This is a genomic window from Candidatus Eremiobacteraceae bacterium (assembly GCA_035314825.1).
In the GTDB taxonomy this organism is placed as follows: Bacteria; Vulcanimicrobiota; Vulcanimicrobiia; order Eremiobacterales; family Eremiobacteraceae; genus JAFAHD01.
This window is the reverse complement of the sequence record DATFYX010000059.1, coordinates 72490-91810: the sequence shown is the minus strand read 5'-3', so window position 1 is coordinate 91810 and position 19321 is coordinate 72490. Positions and strand designations below refer to the sequence as shown.

At 65.4% G+C, this 19321-nt stretch carries 12 protein-coding genes and 1 pseudogene; all 13 read right to left on the bottom strand.

Features of this window, described 5'->3' with window-relative positions; translation table 11 throughout:
• Positions 1–140 (bottom strand): GTP-binding protein (locus VKF82_07775; protein ID HME81961.1); only part of this gene is annotated, 140 nt, incomplete at its 3' end.
• Positions 141–153: 13 nt separating this feature from the next.
• Positions 154–2277: an elongation factor G gene (gene fusA, locus VKF82_07770; GenBank protein HME81960.1), complete on the bottom strand. Its 2124-nt coding sequence runs from the start codon at positions 2275–2277 to the stop codon at positions 154–156.
• Between the two features lie 5 nt (positions 2278–2282).
• Positions 2283–2753, bottom strand: a complete 471-nt coding sequence (rpsG, locus tag VKF82_07765; protein ID HME81959.1) for a 30S ribosomal protein S7 — start codon at positions 2751–2753, stop codon at positions 2283–2285.
• Positions 2754–2810: 57 nt separating this feature from the next.
• Entirely contained in the window at positions 2811–3248 is a 438-nt protein-coding gene (gene rpsL, locus VKF82_07760) for a 30S ribosomal protein S12 (GenBank protein ID HME81958.1), read from the bottom strand.
• 311 nt (positions 3249–3559) lie between these two features.
• Entirely contained in the window at positions 3560–4240 is a 681-nt protein-coding gene (locus VKF82_07755) for an HAD family hydrolase (protein HME81957.1), read from the bottom strand.
• Positions 4241–4604: 364 nt separating this feature from the next.
• Positions 4605–8048: pseudogene (gene rpoC, locus VKF82_07750) on the bottom strand (DNA-directed RNA polymerase subunit beta').
• Between the two features lie 83 nt (positions 8049–8131).
• On the bottom strand, positions 8132–11944 hold the full coding sequence (gene rpoB, locus VKF82_07745) for a DNA-directed RNA polymerase subunit beta (protein ID HME81956.1): 3813 nt from the start codon (positions 11942–11944) through the stop codon (positions 8132–8134).
• Between the two features lie 284 nt (positions 11945–12228).
• Positions 12229–13962, bottom strand: a complete 1734-nt coding sequence (locus VKF82_07740; GenBank protein HME81955.1) for an ABC transporter ATP-binding protein — start codon at positions 13960–13962, stop codon at positions 12229–12231.
• Positions 13963–14066: 104 nt separating this feature from the next.
• Complete coding sequence (locus VKF82_07735; GenBank protein HME81954.1) at positions 14067–15467, bottom strand: deoxyribodipyrimidine photo-lyase; 1401 nt, start codon at positions 15465–15467, stop codon at positions 14067–14069.
• A 76-nt stretch (positions 15468–15543) separates the two neighbouring features.
• Positions 15544–16107 (bottom strand): cytochrome c, encoded by a 564-nt coding sequence (locus tag VKF82_07730; protein ID HME81953.1) that lies wholly within the window; start codon positions 16105–16107, stop codon positions 15544–15546.
• Between the two features lie 42 nt (positions 16108–16149).
• Positions 16150–17412, bottom strand: a complete 1263-nt coding sequence (locus VKF82_07725; protein ID HME81952.1) for an MFS transporter — start codon at positions 17410–17412, stop codon at positions 16150–16152.
• The gene (locus VKF82_07720) at positions 17409–18161 is read right to left on the bottom strand and encodes an NTP transferase domain-containing protein (protein HME81951.1); all 753 of its coding nucleotides are present in this window, start codon (positions 18159–18161) and stop codon (positions 17409–17411) included. The genes VKF82_07725 and VKF82_07720 overlap by 4 nt, the downstream gene beginning before the upstream one ends.
• Positions 18158–19303, bottom strand: a complete 1146-nt coding sequence (locus VKF82_07715; GenBank protein HME81950.1) for a methyltransferase domain-containing protein — start codon at positions 19301–19303, stop codon at positions 18158–18160. The genes VKF82_07720 and VKF82_07715 overlap by 4 nt, the downstream gene beginning before the upstream one ends.
• Between the last annotated feature and the right edge of the window lie 18 nt (positions 19304–19321).

Sequence of the window (19321 nt, the reverse complement as noted above, 5' to 3'; positions counted from 1 at the left end):
ACCAGCTTCTTGGTCCCCGTCCCCGCCTCGGACAACACCTTGGTGATCGCCGCCGTCAGCGTCGTCTTGCCATGGTCCACATGACCGATCGTGCCGATGTTCACGTGCGGCTTGTTGCGCTGATATTTCTCTTTGGCCATTTCCTATCGTCTCCTAATCGGCGCTCTTGCCGGTGTTCTTGGCGATGATCTCTTCCGCCACGCCCTTAGGCACTTGCGCGTAATGCGCGAACTCCATCGTATAGGTCGCGCGCCCTTGCGTGCGGCTGCGCAGGTCGGTCGCGTAGCCGAACATCTCCGACAACGGCACGGTCGCTGTGATCTTCTGCGCGCCGCCCGGTTCGGGTTCTTGGTGTTTGACGTGGCCGCGCCGTGCGGCAAGATCGCCGATGACGTCTCCGATGAACTGGTCCGGCGTCACCACTTCGACCGACATGATCGGCTCTTTGATGATCGGGCCGGCCGCGCGGTTGGCCTCTTTGAACGCCATCGAACCGGCGATCTTGAACGCCATCTCGTTCGAGTCGACGTCGTGGTACGAACCGTCGAACACCGTCGCTTTGAAGTCGAGCACGGGATAGCCGGCGAGCACGCCCGCCAGCGCCGCTTCGCGCACGCCCTGCTCGATCGGCTTGATGAACTCTTTGGGGATCGCGCCGCCGACCACTTCGCTCTCGAACTCGATGCCCGAGCCCGGCGGCAGCGGCTCCAAGCGGATCCACGCATCGCCGTACTGGCCCTTGCCGCCGGTCTGGCGGATGTAGCGGCCCTCTTTTTCGACGGTCTTGGTGATCGCTTCTTTGTACGCGACCTGCGGCTTGCCGACATTTGCCGCCACCTTGAACTCGCGCAGCATGCGATCGACAATGATCTCGAGGTGCAGCTCGCCCATGCCGGAGATGATCGTCTGTCCGGTCTCTTCGTCGGTGTACATGCGGAAGGTCGGATCCTCTTCGGACAGCTTGACCAGCGCCTGGCCGAGCTTCTCCTGATCGGCTTTGGTGCGCGGCTCGATCGCCTGGCTGATCACCGGCTCCGGAAACGTGATGTTCTCGAGCATGATCGGGAACTTCTCGTCGCACAGCGTGTCGCCGGTCGTCGTGTTCTTGAGGCCCACCGCCGCGGCGATATCGCCGGCCTCGACGCTTTCGACGTCTTCGCGGTGGTTGGCGTGCATGCGCAGGATGCGCCCGATGCGCTCCCGATTGCCTTTGTTCGAATTGTAGACGTACGAGCCGGCCTTGAGCGTGCCAGAGTACGTGCGGAAAAACGTCAGCTTGCCGACGAACGGGTCGGTCATGATCTTGAATGCCAGCGCCGAGAACTTCTCGTCATCGCTGGGCTTGCGCGTGACGATCTTGTCCGGGTGGTCCGGGTCGACGCCTTGCACGTCGGCCAGATCGGCCGGAGACGGCAAATAGTCGACGATCGCGTCGAGCAGCGGCTGGACGCCTTTGTTCTTGAACGCCGATCCGCACAGCACCGGGATGACGATGCCCTTGATGGTGGCGGCGCGCAGCGCCTTGCGGATCTCGTCGGCCGGGATCTCTTTGCCTTCGATGAACTTCTCGGTGAGATGCTCGTCGGTCTCGGCGACCGCTTCGATCAGCTCGGCGCGGTACTTGTGGATCGTCTCTTTCATGTCGGCCGGGACTTCGGCACGCTCCATCGTCTTGCCGAGATCGTCGGTATAGATGGTGGCCGTCTCGCTCAAGAGGTCGACGAAGCCCTGAAATTTGTCTTCTTGGCCGATGGGCAGCTGCACGGGCACCGCGCGCGCGCCCAAGCGTTCGCGGATCTTGGCAACGGCGTTGTAATAGTCGGCGCCGGTGCGATCCATCTTATTGATGAAGATCAGGCGCGGCACTTTGTACTTGTTGGCCTGGCGCCAGACCGTCTCGCTCTGCGGCTGCACGGCCGCCACCGCGTCGAACAATGCGACGAGGCCGTCGAGCACGCGCATGGAGCGCTCGACCTCGACCGTGAAATCCACGTGGCCGGGCGTATCAATAATGTTGATGCGCGTGTCGCGCCAAATGCACGTCGTCGCGGCGGACGTGATCGTGATACCGCGCTCCTGCTCTTGCTCCATCCAGTCCATGGTGGCCGCGCCTTCGTGGACTTCGCCCATCTTGTGCGTGCGGCCGGTATAGAAAAGGATGCGCTCGGTCGTCGTCGTCTTGCCCGCGTCGATGTGCGCGGCGATGCCGATGTTGCGCGTCTGCGCGATCGAGTATTGTCTTCCCATGACGTCCTGTATGCGTGGAGCGGTCTTCATCTGCGTTACCAGCGGTAGTGGGCGAACGCTTTGTTCGCCTCGGCCATGCGATGCGTGTCCTCGCGCTTCTTCACGGCTTGCCCTTGGTTGCCGGCAGCGTCCATGATCTCAGCGGCGAGCTTATCGGCCATGGTACGGCCCGGGCGCGAGCGCGCGAACTGGATCAGCCAGCGCATGCCCATCGCCTGGCGGCGGTCAGGCCGGACTTCCATCGGCACTTGGTAGGTCGCACCGCCGACGCGGCGCGGCCGCACTTCGATGAGCGGCATGGCGTTGTTGAGCGCCTGCGTGAACACGTCCATCGGGTCTTTGCTGGTCTTGCCCTGCACGATATCGAACGCGCCATAGACGATGCCTTCCGCGGTGCTCTTCTTGCCGCGGAGCATGATCTTATTGATGAAGCGTGCCATCGTCCGCGAGTTGTAGCGCGGGTCGGGCAGCACTTGGCGCTTCGGCGCAGGTCCTTTGCGAGGCATATCTTCCTTTTTAATGTAGCGGTCGACTTTATTCGACCGTCGAATTTATTCGACCGTTTACTTCGGTCTCTTCGCGCCGTACTTCGAGCGCGACTGCTTGCGGTTCTGCACGCCTTGCGTGTCGAGCGTGCCGCGGATGATGTGGTAGCGGATGCCTGGCAGATCTTTCACGCGGCCGCCGCGGATGAGCACCACCGAGTGCTCTTGCAGGTTGTGGCCGATGCCGGGGATGTAGGCCGTGACTTCGATGCCGTTGGTGAGGCGCACGCGCGCCACTTTGCGCAGGGCCGAGTTCGGCTTTTTCGGGGTGATCGTCTTGACTTGCGTGCACACGCCGCGGCGTTGCGGGTTGCCCTTCTTGATCGTCTTGGTGCGTTGCGGCAGGTCGGGGTGGCCGGGCTTGGCTCCGGTCAGCGAGACCAGGAACGCCGGCGACTTCGATTTCTTCTTGACCTTTTCGCGCCCGCGGCGCACCAACTGACTGATTGTCGGCAAAACAACCCCTCGTGACCGTCGACGTGTCTGTAGAAAACAAAGAAGACAACGCGCGCGCTGCGCCGCTGCCTCTCCCTGGGGTGTCCCGCCTTGGAGCCTAGTTTAGTCTCTTATAGGGGTGGGGAGCAAACCTCCGGGGATTTTTTTCCTCCCGGCAGGCGCCTGAGCGCCTGGGCCGGTTCGGATGGTGGTACGGTGCCCGTGGGGACACCCGCCCAACCAACGTATTCTATCAAAAGGATACGGCCGCGGTCAAGCCGCGGGAGGCTCTTTTGCCGCCGGCACTGCTTACAGGTCAAAGACGTTGCCGCCTAGATGCCTGCTTGCTGGATCAGCGGGGGAAGCTGCGCCAGGTCGGTGATCGCGAAGTCCGGTCTCGTGACACCCTGCGGATATGACGCGCCTTCGAGATCGGCCCAGGCGGCGAGGAGGCCGGCGGCCTTGGCGCCGGCGACGTCCACCTGCGGGTTGTCGCCGACGTAGATCGTGGTGGCGGCGTTCATCGCGAAGCGCGCCACCGCGATCTCGAACGCCTTCTTTTCCGGCTTCCACGCGTCGATCTCTTCGGACGCGACCACCGGCCCGGGAAAGCCGATGATCTCCGCTTTGAGATGCTGCAGCTGCGTCCAGCCATTGCTCAAGATGCCAAGCGGCATACGCAGAGCAGCGAGCCGTGCGAGCATCTCGGGGGCGCCTGGCATCGGCTTCACGCGCGAGGGCGCAAGCTCGAGCGAGCGAGCGCGGAAGGTCGCCACCGCGCGATCGATCTTGTCTTGCGGACAGCCCCACGAACGCAGACCGTCGCCGACCGCCGTTCCCAATGGCACCCCGGGCTCGTACCGAAAACGATGCAGCACTGCCTGCACGGCCTCATCGCCGGGCGCGATGGGGCAATTCGCCAGCGCGATTTCGCGCAGCGCCTCTTCCTCGAGCTTCCCGTCGACGCCCAACGTGTGGTCGAAATCGAAGAGTACCGCTTCGATCTTCACCATGGCGGACTTGTCCAGACGGAAAAAAAGTCCCGCGCTCTCGAGCGCGGGACCACATTCGCCGGATTCGGCCGGCTCGGTCGAGTAAACTCGACCGCTACATGTCGAGTTCGGTGACCTGCGGGGGCTCGGGCGGCGCTTCGACCGCGAGCGCCGTGCTGTGGCTGGTCTCGCTCTCGGTCGCAGGACCATCCGACAGGATCGGCGCCGGCTCGGCCACCGCGATCGCCGACGCGAGCTCCGCTGCCCGTTCGAACGCGTTCTCGGATTCGGGCAGCACTTCGGCCGGCGCCGGCAGCTCCGGCTCGCCGAAGATGTCGACCTCGCGATAGCGCGGCTGGCCCTTGCCCCATACCTCGACCCCGCGATACTTCGGCATGCCCGTTCCCGCAGGGATGAGCTTGCCGATGATCACGTTCTCCTTGAGCCCGAGCAGCGGATCGTATTTGCCTTCGATCGCGGCTTGGGTCAGGACGCGCGTCGTCTCTTGGAACGACGCCGCCGACAAGAACGACTCGGTCGCCAGTGAGGCCTTGGTCACGCCGAGCAGCACCGTGTCCGCCTCGGCCTGCTTGCGCCCATCGGCCGCGACCTTGACGTTGACGTCTTCGAACTTCTCGTTGTCGAGCATCTGGCCGGGCAGCAGCGACGTGTCGCCCGGATCGGTGACCTTCTTCTTGCGCAGCATGCTGCGCACGATCACTTCGATGTGCTTGTCGTTGATGTCCACGCCCTGGCTGCGATAGACCTTCTGCACCTCTTGCACGAGGTAGTTCTGCAGCGCCGTCTCGCCTTTGATACGCAGGATGTCATGCGGATTGACCGAGCCTTCGATCAGCTGGTCGCCCGCATCCACGCGATCGGCGTCGTGCACGGTGAGGTGCACGTTGAACGGGATCTCGTAGATGTGCTCCTCGCCCTCGGCGTCGGTCACCACGACCTCGCGGATGCCCTTGTCCTCTTGGATGTGGACGCTGCCGCTCTCTTCGGTGATGATCGCCTGGCCCTTGGGCTTGCGCGCCTCGAAGAGCTCTTCGACGCGCGGCAGGCCGGTGATGATGTCCTCGGACGCCACGCCGCCGGTGTGGAAGGTGCGCAGCGTGAGCTGCGTGCCCGGCTCGCCGATCGACTGCGCCGCGATGATGCCCACCGCTTCGCCGATGTCGACCTTGCCGCCAGTCGCGAGGTTGCGGCCGTAGCAGACCGCGCACACGCCGACCTTGGCTTCGCAGGTCAGCACCGAACGGATGCCCACCGTCTTGATGCCGGCCGCGATGATGCGCGACGCCGCATCCTCTTTGATCTCCTCCCCGCGCTTGACGATCACGTCGCGCTTGTCGTCCGGGTTCACGATATCGGCGAACGCGTGCCGGCCGACGATGCGGTTGACCAGCGGTTCGATGATCTCGCGCCCGACCGCGATGTCGGAGACCGTGATGCCTTCGTCGGTATCGCAGTCCTCTTCGCGCACGATCACGTCTTGCGCGACGTCGACCAGGCGGCGCGTCAGATAGCCCGAGTCTGCCGTGCGCAGCGCGGTGTCGGCCAGACCCTTGCGCGCGCCGTGGGTCGAGATGAAGTACTCAAGCACCGTGAGGCCTTCTTTGAGGTTGGCCTTGATCGGGATGCTCAAGATGCGCCCGGACGGGTCGGCCATAAGGCCGCGCATGCCGGCGATCTGCTTGACCTGCGCGATCGAGCCGCGCGCGCCCGAGGTCGCCATCATGAAGATGGGATTGAGCTGGTCCTGCTCCTGGAGCATCGCCTGCGTGACCTCTTCGCCGGTCTTGGTCCAGACGTCGATCGTCTTAGTGTACTGCTCGTCGTCCGAGAACAGGCCCGAACGATACAGCTCGTTGATCGACGCGACCTGCGCGTCGGCGTTGGCGATGAGCTCCGCCTTCTTCTTGGGGATGACGATGTCCATCGTCGACACCGTCGTGCCCGAGATCGTCGCGAAGCGGAAGCCGAGCGTCTTGATCTGATCGAGGAAGCTCGCCGTTTCGGCGTTGCCGTAGTGGCGGTAGCAGTCGGCGATGAGCGCCGTCAGGCCCTTCTTGTCGATCGTCTTGTTGACGAACGGGTGGTTCCAGTTCTCCGGGAACGCCTGGTTGAAGATGACGCGGCCCATCGTCGTCTCGATGAGCTGGCCCTTCCAGCGCACCTTGATGGACTCGTGCAGCGAGATGGCGTGCAGATCGTACGCGACCTGCGCCTCTTTGGCGTTGAAGAACGCGCGCGCGTGCGTCGAGTCGTCGCGCCGCTCCTTCGCGGCCTGCGCGCCCGCCACGTTCGGATCGATCGTGAGGTAATACAGGCCCAGCACCATGTCTTGCGTCGGGATGGACACCGGGTTGCCGTATGACGGCTGCAAGATGTTGTTGCTCGAGAGCATGAGGATGCGCGCCTCCGCCTGCGCGCCCGCGGAGAGCGGCAGGTGGACGGCCATCTGGTCGCCGTCGAAGTCGGCGTTGTACGGCGTGCACACCAGCGGATGGATCTGGATCGCCTTGCCCTCGACCAGCACCGGCTCGAAGGCTTGGATCCCCAGGCGATGCAGCGTCGGGGCGCGGTTGAGCAGCACCGGATGGTCCTTGATGACCTCGTCCAGCACGTCCCAGACCTCGGGTCGCACGCGCTCGACCATGCGCTTGGCGCTCTTGATGTTGTGCGCTTGGCCGCGGTCGACGAGCTTCTTCATCACGAACGGTTTGAAGAGCTCGAGCGCCATCTCTTTGGGCAGGCCGCATTGGTGCAGCCGCAGGTTGGGGCCGACCACGATGACCGAACGGCCGGAGTAGTCGACGCGCTTGCCCAGGAGGTTCTGGCGGAAGCGGCCCTGTTTGCCTTTGAGGATGTCCGAGAGCGACTTCAGCGGGCGGTTGTTCGGCCCGGTGACGGGGCGGCCGCGCCGGCCGTTGTCGATGAGCGCGTCCACCGCTTCTTGCAGCATGCGCTTCTCGTTCTTGATGATGATCTCGGGCGCGGACAGCTCGAGCAGCCGCTTGAGGCGGTTGTTGCGGTTGATGACGCGCCGGTACAGATCGTTGAGATCGGACGTGGCGAAGCGGCCGCCGTCGAGCTGCACCATCGGGCGCAGTTCGGGCGGGATGACCGGCACGGACGAGAGGATCATCCACTCGGGCTTGTTGCCCGAGTGCAAGAACGACTCGACGACCTCAAGGCGCTTGATCGCCTTGATGCGCTTCTGGCCGCTCGTCTCGAGATAATCTTTGCGCAGCTCTTCCTGCAGGCGGTGCAGGTGCAGGTCGCGCAGCAGCTCGCGCACGGCTTCGGCGCCCATGCCCGCACGGAACGCGCCGCCGTACTTGTCGCGGTACTCGCGGTACTTTTGCTCGGTGAGGATCTCGCGCTTCTGCAGCGGCGTTCCGCCGGGATCGATGACGATGTACGCGGCGAAGTAGATCACCTTCTCGAGCTGTCGCGGCGACATGTCGAGCAGGATGCCGATGCGGCTGGGCACGCCCTTGAAATACCAGATATGCGAGACCGGCGTCGCCAGCTCGATGTGGCCCATGCGCTCGCGGCGCACCTTGGCGCGCGTGATCTCGACGCCGCAGCGGTCGCAGATCATGCCCTTGAAGCGGATGCGCTTGTACTTGCCGCAGTGGCATTCCCAGTCTTTGGTCGGACCGAAGATCTTCTCGCAGAACAGGCCGTCGCGCTCGGGCTTGAGCGTGCGGTAGTTGATGGTCTCCGGCTTCTTGACCTCGCCGAACGACCACGCGCGGATCTGCTCCGGACTGGCCAGCCCGATGCGCATCGCGTCAAAATTGTTTACGTCTACCATTTACTTCCGATCCATCCGGTCGAATAAATTCGACCGCTCCAATCTTGGGTCGAGCAAACTCGACCGCTCCATCTTCCTTGTTATTAAGGCTCGACGTCCTCGATCGAGCCGAGGCCCACTTCGGACAGACCCTCGGCCGGCTCTTCCACGCCGAGCGAATCCTCTTCTTCGTCTTCGCTCTCGGGCTCGATGACGACCGTGCTGGTGGCCGCGGCCAGAGCCTCGGCCTCTTCGACGTCGCCTTCGGAGCCGGCGCGGCGCGGGCGCGAAGCCGCCGTCGTCGGCGCCGGCGCCACGAGTTTTGGATCCTCATCGCCCATGAGCAACCCGATCTCGCTGGCCTTCTCGCTGGCGTCCTCGTCGGTGAGCCGGATCTCGATCTCCTCGCGGTTCTCGGTGAGCACCTTGACGTCGAGCGCCAAGCTCTGCAGCTCCTTGATGAGCACCTTGAACGACTCAGGGACTCCAGGCTCGAGCACGTTCTCGCCCTTGACGATCGCCTCGTACGTCTTGACGCGGCCGACGACGTCGTCGGACTTGACGGTCAACAGCTCTTGCAGCGTGTACGCGGCGCCGTAGGCTTCGAGCGCCCACACTTCCATCTCGCCGAAGCGCTGGCCGCCGAACTGGGCCTTGCCGCCCAGCGGCTGTTGCGTGATCATCGAGTATGGACCGGTCGAGCGCGCGTGGATCTTGTCGTCGACCAAGTGCGCTAGTTTCATCATATAGATCTGGCCGACGGTGATCTCGCGGTTGAACGGCTCGCCCGAGCGGCCGTCGTAGAGCATGGTCTTGCCCGAGATCGGCAGCTTGGCGCGGCCCAGCCACTCGCGGATGTCCGACTCGCGCGCGCCGTCGAACACCGGCGTCGCGATGTGGAAGCCGAGCAGCTTTGCGGCCCAGCCCAGATGCGTCTCCATGATCTGGCCGATGTTCATGCGGCTCGGCACGCCTAGCGGATTGAGCACGATCTCCACGGGCGAGCCGTCGGGCAGATACGGCATATCCTCTTCGGGCAGCACTTTGGCGATGACGCCTTTGTTGCCGTGGCGGCCCGCCATTTTGTCGCCTTGCATGATCTTGCGCTTTTGCGCGACGTAGACGCGCACGAGCTCGTTCACGCCGGGGGAGAGCTCGTCGCCGTTCTCGCGCTTGAACACCTTGACGTCGATGACTTTGCCTTTTTCGCCGTGCGGCACTTTCAAGGACGTGTCGCGGACTTCGCGTGACTTCTCGCCGAAAATGGCGCGCAGCAGCCGCTCCTCGGCGGTCAGCTCGGTCTCGCCTTTCGGCGTCACCTTGCCGACGAGGATGTCCTCAGGGCGGACCTCGGCGCCGATGCGCACGATGCCCTGTTCGTCGAGATCCTGCAGCGCGTCTTCGCCTACGTTGGGGATGTCGCGCGTGATCTCTTCAGGTCCGAGCTTGGTGTCGCGCGCTTCGCACTCGTATTCCTCGATGTGGATCGAGGTGAAGCGGTCTTCTTTCACCAGGCGTTCGGAGATCAGGATCGCGTCTTCGTAGTTGTAACCTTCCCACGGCATGAACGCGACGAGCACGTTCTGGCCGAGCGACAGCTCGCCGCCCGAGCTCGACGGCCCGTCGGCGATGATGGCGCCCTTCTTGACGTGATCGCCCTTGCGCACGATCGGCGCCTGGTTGATGCACGTGCCGGCGTTGGAGCGCGTGTACTTGAGCAGCGGATAATTCTTGACCACGCCGTTCTTGTTGCGCACTTCGATGCGATCGGCGGTCACGCCGACCACTTCGCCCGGCTCCTCAGCGACGACCACGCCACCCGAGTCCTTCGCGGCGCGATGCTCCATGCCGGTGCCGACCAGCGGCGGATCGGGCACGAGCAGCGGCACCGCTTGGCGCTGCATGTTCGCGCCCATGAGCGCGCGGTTGGCGTCGTCATGCTCGAGGAACGGGATCAGCGCGGTCGCGACCGAGACGATCTGCTTGGGCGAGACGTCCATCAGGTGCACGTCTTGCGGCGCGCTCTCGATGTACTCTTCGGCGTAGCGGCAGGTGACCAGATCCTCGATCAGACGGTTCTTGGCATCCAGCTCGGAGTTCGCCTGAGCGATCCGGAACTGGTCCTCTTCGTCCGCCGTGAGATAGACGATGTCATCGGTCACCGAGCCCTTGCGCACGATGCGGTAGGGCGTCTCGATGAAGCCGTACTTGTTGACTTTGGCGTATGTCGCCAGCGACCCGATCAGGCCGATGTTCGGGCCTTCTGGCGTCTCGATCGGACAGATGCGGCCGTAGTGGCTGTGGTGCACGTCGCGCACCTCGAAGCCGGCGCGCTCGCGCGACAGGCCGCCCGGGCCGAGCGCCGACAGGCGGCGCTTGTGCGTCAGCTCAGCCAGGGAGTTGGTCTGGTCCATGAACTGCGACAGCTGGCTCGAGCCGAAGAACTCCTTGATCGCCGCGACCACCGGGCGGATGTTGATCAGCACCTGCGGGGTCACGGTCTCGAGGTCTTGCACGGTCATGCGCTCGCGCACGACGCGCTCGAGGCGCAGCAAGCCGACGCGGAACTGGTTTTGCAGCAGCTCGCCGACCGAACGCACGCGACGGTTGCCCAGATGGTCGATATCGTCCACGTGCTGGGTGCCGTTGACGACCTCGACGAGGTGGCGCACCACGCCGATCATGTCCTCTTTGGTGAGGTGGCGCAGCGCCTTCTCCTTGACGTGGCCGTGGCCGTCCTTGATGTCTTCGACGCGTGGCGGCTCGTAGTTCATCAGCGCGAACTGCTTCTCGAGCTTGCGGTTTACCTTATAGCGGCCGACCGCCGCGAGATCGTAGCGCTTGTCGTCGAAGAACGTGTTGCGCAGGAGCGTCTCGGCGTTGTCCGGATTCTCGGGCTCGCCCGGGCGCAGCTTCTTATAGACCTCTTTGAGCGCGTCTTCGCGCGTCTTGACGTCCTTGTCTTTTTCCAAGCAGTTCTCGATGATCGCCGGCACTTCGCCCGTGACCGGATCGGCGAACAGCTGGCGCAGCGCATCGTCCGACTCGTACTTCTTGTCCAACGCCCGGATGAAGGTCGTGACGATGATCTTGCGGTTCTTGTCGATGCGCACGCCGATCGTGCCCTCGGACGTGTCGTTCTTGCCGCCGTTGTCGGTCTCGAACTCGATCCACGCGCCGCGATTGGGGATCACGGTGGCGATGAAGATCGGCCGCCCGTTGGTGTCCGTGTCCTGCAAGAAATAGACGCCTGGAGAACGGACGAGCTGGCTCACGATCACGCGCTCGGCGCCGTTGATCATGAAGGTGCCCTTCTCGGTCATGAGCGGCAGATCGCCCATGAAGATCTCTTGGTCGGGGATGCCCTTGATCTCGCCCGACTCGGACGTGATGAGGCGGACGCGCACGCGCAGCGGCGCGCAGTACGTCATGTCGCGCTCGCGGCATTCCTCGACCGTGTACTTGGGCTCGCCGAGGCTATGCTCGCCGAACTCCAGGATGAGGTTGCCGGTGAAATCCTTGATCGGCGAGATGGACGCGAACGCTTCGCGCAGTCCGTCGGTGATGAACCAGTTGAACGACTCCTTCTGGAGCTCGATCAGATCCGGGATGTCCAGCGTGTGCGGGATCTTGGCGAAGGTGAAGCGCTCTTGCCCCTTTTGGTAGCCCTTGGCCTCGATCGTGCCGCTCTCGACCGCCTTGACGACGCCCTTGGTCTCGATGAGCGACTCAAGCGCGGCGCGCGGGTCGATGAGGCGCAGCAGCCGCGCGATCGGCCGCGGCGCGCGCATGCGCGCGGCCACGCGCGAAACGACCGCTTTGCGGCGCGCGGTGGTTTTGACCTTAGCGGCCTTGACCGGCTTCTCTTTGGGTGCCTTGGGGGTGCGGGTGCGTGTGGTCGCTTTCGGAGTCTTCATCTATCTCGTCGTTACCTTTGCGGGCGGCGCGCATGGTTGAGCGTCGGCGAGCGTTGCTCGCCATCTATCTTCTTACAGTGGCGTTTGTCGGTCTGGCTTCAGGGGATGAAAAAGACGATACGCGGCGGGGTCCCGGCGGTTCGGTGGCGAGGCTGCAACTCGCACCACTCCTGTCGGTCGGCGCTATCGTCCCAAGGTGGCACAGACAAACATTATAGCATGAAATGCACGCTTGTCAAACGGGACAGTAGGACCCGGGCCCGCCGGCGCCGACGGGACAAAACTTAGGTCGCAGAGGCGGGTGCCGGCTCGAGCATCTGGCGTTCGTAGAGCGAGGCGTAGAGCCCGCCCCGGCGCAACAGCTCCTCGTGCGTCCCGTGTTCTACTATACGTCCCTCCGACAGCACGAGGATCATCGTGGCCCGGCGGATGGTCGAGAGCCGGTGGGCGATGATAAATGTCGTGCGTCCGACCAGCAGATGATCCAGCGCCTCGCCGATCAGCGCCTCCGAGTGGGCGTCCAAGGACGAAGTGGCCTCGTCCAAGATCAGGATGCGCGGGTCGCGCAGTATCGCCCGCGCGATCGCGATGCGCTGGCGTTCGCCGCCGGACAAGCGTGCGCCGCGCGGGCCGACGAGTGTCGCATAGCCGTCCGGCAATTTGGAGATGAACTCGTGCGCGTTGGCCAGCCGGGCGGCCTCTTCGATCTGTGCGCGCGTCGCGTCGAGCCGGCCGTAGCGTATGTTCTCCTCGATCGTGTCCGAGAAAAGCTGAGGGTCTTGCGGCACTATGGCGATCGCCTGGCGCAGCGAACGCAGCGTGATACCGTTGACGTCCTGGCCGTCGACCGCCACCGAGCCGCCGGTCGGCTCGTAAAAGCGCGGCACCAGATTCACGAGCGTCGTCTTGCCCGAACCTGACGGCCCGACCAGCGCCACCACTTCCCCAGGCGCGACGGCAGCCGAGATGCCCTTGAGCACGTCGCGCGCGCCGTCGTAGCTGAAGCGCACGTCCACGAACTCGACCGCGCCTTTGACGTCGCGCAGCTCGACGTGATCGGGCTCGTCCGGGGATTCCGCGGGCAGATCCATGACCTCGAAGACGCGCGTTGCGGCGGCGTACGCCTTGTTGAGGCTGCCGATGTAGTTCGATAGCTGCGAGATGGGGTTCGCCACGGTGGTCGTCACCGTGAAGAACATGAAGAACTTGGTGACCGTCAGCGTGCCCGCGACCACCTGGAACAGCGCGAAGCCGGCGAGGATCAGCACGCCGACCATGACGGCGAAGTCGATGACCGGGGTCTGCGTCAGCGATATCTGCGCCAGCTTCATCGATGCGCCGAAGTTCGCGGCGTTGCGCTCGTCGAAGCGCGCGATCTCGTATCGTTCGCGCGTGAACGCCTTGATGATGCGCATCGACTCGAGCGATTCCTGGAGCAGCGAGTTGAGATCGGCGATGCGGTTGAGCGCTACGGTGGTGGCGCGGCGCAGCAGGCCGGAAAACGTGTAGACGGCCCAGATCACGATCGGCGCGACGGCCATCGTCACCAGTGTGAGCTGCCAATTGAGATAGAACATGAACGCCAGACCCGCCACCAAGGTCAGACTCGCGCTGACGAAGAGCGGCAGCGCCGACACGCCCTCGACCAAGATATTCATATCGTTGGAGAAGCGCGACAGGATGTCGCCGGCGCGCCACTTGTCGAAGGTCGGCAGCGCGAGGTACTGGATGCGCGCGAACAGGTCGCCGCGAATCTTGCGCACGACCTGCTGGCCGACCGAGGTGAGCGTGTAGCCGCCGAAGTACTGCGCGGCGTTCTTCACGACGTTCAGGCCAAGCGCGGCGCCGAGCGCGATCGCCAGCCCCTGGACGCTGCGCTCGGTGACGGCTTGGACCAGCAGCTTCACCGCGCCCGCGTAGCCGACCGTGGCCAGCGAGGCCAGCGCGCTGAGCAAGAGGCCGGCCAGCATCGGCACGATGAACGGGCGCAGGTAGCTGACCAGCCGCGTCGAGGTCATTGCTTATGATGTTTGGTGAAACTCAGGCCGAAGCCTCGCGGCAGAGCCGGCTAGGGGGCTGCAAACTCGGCCAATCACGGGCGACGGTCGAATAAATTCGACCGCTACATCTCGCGGAAGGCGCGGTAGCGCGCGAGGAATTCGCGCGCCGCGCGTTCGTGGTCGACGACGGGGCGCGGGTAGACGCCCGGCGTGAAAAAGCCCAGCTCGATCTGGTGCTGCCGGTCGACTCGCCATGGCGCGAGCGCGGCCGCGGTGGGTAGCTTGCGCAATTCGGGGATCCAGCGGCGCACGTACACGGCCTGCGCGTCGAATTGGCGCGCCTGCTTCTCGGGATTATAGATGCGCGGGTAGGCCGCTTGATCCGAGCCGACGCCGGCCAACCACTGCCAATTCCCGTCGCACAGCGCTTCGTCCGCGGCGAGATGCTCGTCCATCCAGACGCGCCGGCCTAAACGCCAGTCCAGGCCTAGGTCGAAGCAGCAGAACGACGCGGCGCAGATCGCGGCGCGCTGGTGCACGAGCCCTTGGCCGCGCAGCTGGCGCATCGCCGCGTCCACCAATGGATAGCCGGTCCGCCCGTCGCGCCACAGCTGCAGCAGCGCCCCGTCATCCGACCATGAAAATGAGCGCATCTTCTCCTGCAGCGATTCGTCATGCAGCTCGGGGACGAAGTATGCCAGCTGGATGAAGAAATCGCGTATGGCGAGCTGGCGCAAGAACAGCCCCATCGAGGCGCGTTCCTGCGCCAGGGTCCACGACCACGACATGCGGCGCGCGAGCGCACGGTGCACGACTCGCGGGCTGATGCAGCCGAAGCGCAAGTACGGCGCGAGGTTGGAAGTCCCATCGCGCGCCGGATAGGGTGCGTTCGCAGCGTAATCCGCGGCGCGCGCGGTGCTGAATTTCTCCAACGCGCCGTAGGCGGCGGCCTCTCCGGGCGCGAGCGCCGGCGCAGTGTCTTCGCCCGGCAGGGCGCCCGGCTGATCATCGCGTCCATCGGGAAACGATTCACCCGACGGCACGTCGACGTCGAGGGCCTGCCAGGCCGCCAAGAATGGCGGAAACACCCGATACCCATCACCGGCTGACTGTTTCCTGTGCGCGACCGCTTCAGGCTCGTGGACGACGTCGCCTTTGAGCGCATGCAATTCGATGCCGGCAGCGCGCAACGAGTCTGCCGCCGCGAATTCCACGGCGCGCTCGGCGCGCACGTAGGAGCGCGAGCAATACACGGATTGCGCACCGAGCCGCCGCGCGGTTTCGACCAGCGCCGGCCCCGGTGACCCGCCGATCACGGTAAGCGTCGCGTCGCGTTTGTCGAGAGCGGTGCGCAGCGCGCGAAGCGAGCCGGCGACGAATGCGCTCTGGCGCGGATTGAGACGCGCAAGCTCGTCCGGACAGAACACGGCAAAGACGGGACCGCCCGCCGCGATCGCGGCATGCAGGCCGGGGTTGTCCGTGAGGCGCAGGTCGCGCCGGAACCAGAACAGGCTTGCGCTCATGACGGCGATAACGCAGCGCGCCGCTCGGTCGCGTTGGACCGGCGGCGCGCGGCGATGCGGACGGCGGGCTGCGTCGTTACTTCAGCGACGCGACGTACGCGGAGACGTTGGCGACATCGGTCGCGGACAGCGGCAGCTTCGGCATGCCGGAATCCTTGTCGACGCCGGTCGGATTCTGCACCATGTAGGCGACTTGACCTGCTTTGATGCCGATGCCGGCCAGGCTCGGTCCGACCGTGCCGTTCTTGCCGCCCGCGCCGTGGCAGCTCTCGCAGTTAGCGGAGAAGACCTTGGCGCCCGCGGCGACGTTACCGGCGCCGACCGTCGCCGATGGAAGCTTCGAGAGCGGGATCGGCAACGTGACCGCTGCGACCACGTGCTTCATCCCGCCGGCCGCGTTGGACATCGTGTTACCCGCGCTATGCGCGGCGTTCGACATCGAGTTGGCGGCGTTGTTGGCCATGTTGCCCGCGTTGGCCGCGGCGGTCGCGACGGCGGCTGCGGCGGTCGCGGCGGTGGTCGCCGCCGTGTTAGCGGCTGAATTCGAGCCCGAGGATGAGTTGTCCGATTTCGTGCAGGCGACTACCGTCAGTGCGATGCTCGCGACGAGCACCATGAGCAAAATCGATACTTTTCTCACCGTTGATCGCTCCTTGCAAAGCGCCGTTGGAGTGGCGACGGCTTAGGGGGGCCGTCGCGCCAATCCTTCACCTGACTCCCGGACGAACGACAGTGCGAACGCACCCGCGCCGACGAACGCGGCGACCAGCGCGAACAGCAGACGGTACCCCAACCCCAGGTCGCCGCTGGCTTCCCCGACGCGATCGACGAGCAGTCCGCCGACGATCGGCGCGGCCACCTGCGGCGCGGATGCGCCGAGATTCCAGATGGCCATGAGCGCGCCGGCCCGGCCCGGCGGCAGCAGATTCGTGGCAAGCGCCCAGTCGACCGAGTAATACGCGCCCCAGCCGACGCCGAGCGCGACGGCCAGCGCCCAGATCGGCGCGAGCGTGGTCGTGAACGTCAAAGCAAGCGACCCTGCTGCGAGTAGGGCGAGCGCTATATAGATGATAGATTTTTTCGGCATGCGGTCGCCGAGCAGCCCCGCCGGCACCGTTCCCACGAGCGAGCATCCGACCATGACGAGCAGCAGCGTCAGGCTGGCCGATTGGTAACGGTCGACGTGCTGTGCGAAGCGCAGATAGAAGCCGAGGAACGGCAAGATGAGATACAAGCCCGAGCTCACGAGAGCGCGCGAGACGATCAGCCACCAGAAGCTGGCGCGCTGCGGCCAATCAGCCAGCACCGGCTGTGCCGGCGCCACGTCGGCGTCCGTCTCGCCCACGCCGAGCAGCGTGACGGCGAGCGCGACCAGCAGTGTCGCGGCGATGACCGAGACCAGGACGAGAAAGCTATGCGTGTACATCTGCGGCGTCACGCCTGGGCCCGGCTGATGCACGACCAGTTTTGCGAGCAGCAAGCCGGCGGCTGTGCCCGCTAGCCGCATCAACCCCATATATGCAGAGGCGCGCCCTTGGGCGGCTTTGGCGATGCGGTCGGGGATCAGCGCCTGATACGGACCACCTGCGATGTTGAGCGAGACTTGCACCGCTGCGAAGGCGACGACGACCGCCCCGAACGACGGCGCTAACGCGAACGCATACAGCGCCGCCACATCGAGCAGCGTGCCGGCGATGATGAACGGCATGCGTTTGCGCAGCACGTCCGAGGCGCGCCCGGCGCCGTACTGAGAGAGGATGGCCAGCATCGCGCCGATGCCGCCGAGTATCGCCGTGGCGCGCCCGTACGCCGTGGGCGGCATGAAGCGTGCGATCTCCGCCTGCAGCGTCGCGCCGAGCAACGCGGCCCAGTGCAGCTCCCATGCGAACCAATAGAACGACAATGCGAACTGATTCTGCACACGCGGCGGTGCAGATCGGGTCATCGCGCCGGCGCGTCCATGAAGCGCTTGCGCGCGTATTCGAAGTCGGCCGCCTCGTCGCAATCCATGGCTAGTGCCGGGTCTGCGCCCCGCACCGCCATCACGTTGCCCCCGATCAGCGCGCTCAGACGCGCCTGTACGTCGTCGACCGTGAGCCGCCTGGTCGCGTAGCGCAGTGCCAGGGCCGGACCGAGGAGCGCCGCCAGCGTCAGCAGATTCTTGCGCGCCGCGAACCCGCGTCTGATCAACGCCTCATTGCGAAGCATGAGCGGCGCATCGAGCACCAAGATGCTGCCGCCGGTCCATTCGCCGTCGGCAAGCGTCGCGAAACTCGAACGCGCCCCGGGGAAAGCTCCTAAGAATTCCGAGCGCGTGAAGATCGGATACGCGCACCGCACGTCGGGCGGCACGAGGCGCAACAGGGCGGCGATGGCACCCGCGGTGACGAACGGCAGGTCGGCCGCACACGCGAGGCAACGGCCGCCGCCGGCGCTGCGCAGCGCGGCGATCACATTTTCTTCGCCGCTGGCGCGCTCGTCCGACCACTCGTCGACCGCAAGGCCGCCCTCGCGCACGGCGCGCGGTCCCACGACGCTGATGCGGCCGATCTCCGGCACGCCGCGCAGGGCGTCGACGAGCGTGGCGAGCAGCGTCTTGCCGCCGATGCACGCCAACGCTTTGATGTCGGTCGCATACTCGCGGGCTTGCGCCGGCTCCAAGCGGCCGGCCGCCGCGATGACCGCACTGATCATGCGCCCGCGCTTTGCAGCGCGTCTGGTCCGGCCCTGCACACGATCGCGGTCTTCTTTCCCCGGATCGTCGTGCACAGCAGGACGGCCCGCTCGGCACCTGCCGGCTTGACGAGCACGGCGATCTCGTCGGGGCGCAACGGGAACGCGCGCGTCTTGATGACGAGTTCGCCGATGTCGCGCGCGCGCAATGCGGCGCGCAATCGCTTCGCGTTGAACGGCATGCTCTCGATGACCTCGAACCAGCGGACGAACGGCCGGCGGGGAGCGCTGCCGGCCGTCATATAGGCGACGTCGGGATCGAGCAGCGTCGCGCGCGTCTCAGCGCACAGAGCGCCGATCAGGCCGGCGCGGATAACCGCCGGATCGGGCTCGCCGACAAAACGCTGCATGTCGCCGGCCACGGCGCGGAATGGCTGCGCATCGAGCACATGCGTGCCCGCCGCATCGATGACCGTGGCTCGTCGCGCGCCGTGACCGCGAGCCAGAGCGCCGCACCAGATCACCGCCTCTTTGCACTCGCCGCGCTCGGACACGTACTCGAGCTCGACCGGCGCTGCGCACATCGCGGCTAGCCGGTCGGCGTCCACCCGCAGGCCGGGAGCGACTTTCACGCCCAGCGCGCGATCCTTCAGCTCGCCCGCACGTTCCATTATGGCCTGCAGCGGCGGCTCGTACTGATCCGCTCGAGCGGTCCGCCCACCTGCCGTCCGCCGCGACGGGTCGGCGAACGCTGCATCATGGCGCAGCGGCCACGCCAACGCATCACCGAGATGGAAGGTGATCGCGCTTTCAAGGCCGTACGCGCGGGCGTTCAAGCGAGCGCAGGCGAGCGTGTCGGCATTGCGGTCGATGCCGTCGACATGTCCGCCCGCCTGCATGGCGCGCGCGATCGCGACGGAATCGGAGCCGATGCCGCAGCACAGGTCGGCGACGCGGGGGTAGCCGGCGAAGCGGGCGGCGCGATGGCGAGCCACGGCCTCCGATGACGATTGTTCGTAGCCCTCGCGCGTGAAGTACATCTCGCCGGCGCGCGTGAACTTGCGGGCAGCCCGTGCTCGCCGGCGCGCGAACGAAGTCGCCAGGGCGGCGCCCGCCAAAGCCGGGCCAGCCAGCTTGCGCGCACGAGCTGCCGCTGCGGTCATCGCGCTTTCGGTGAAGTC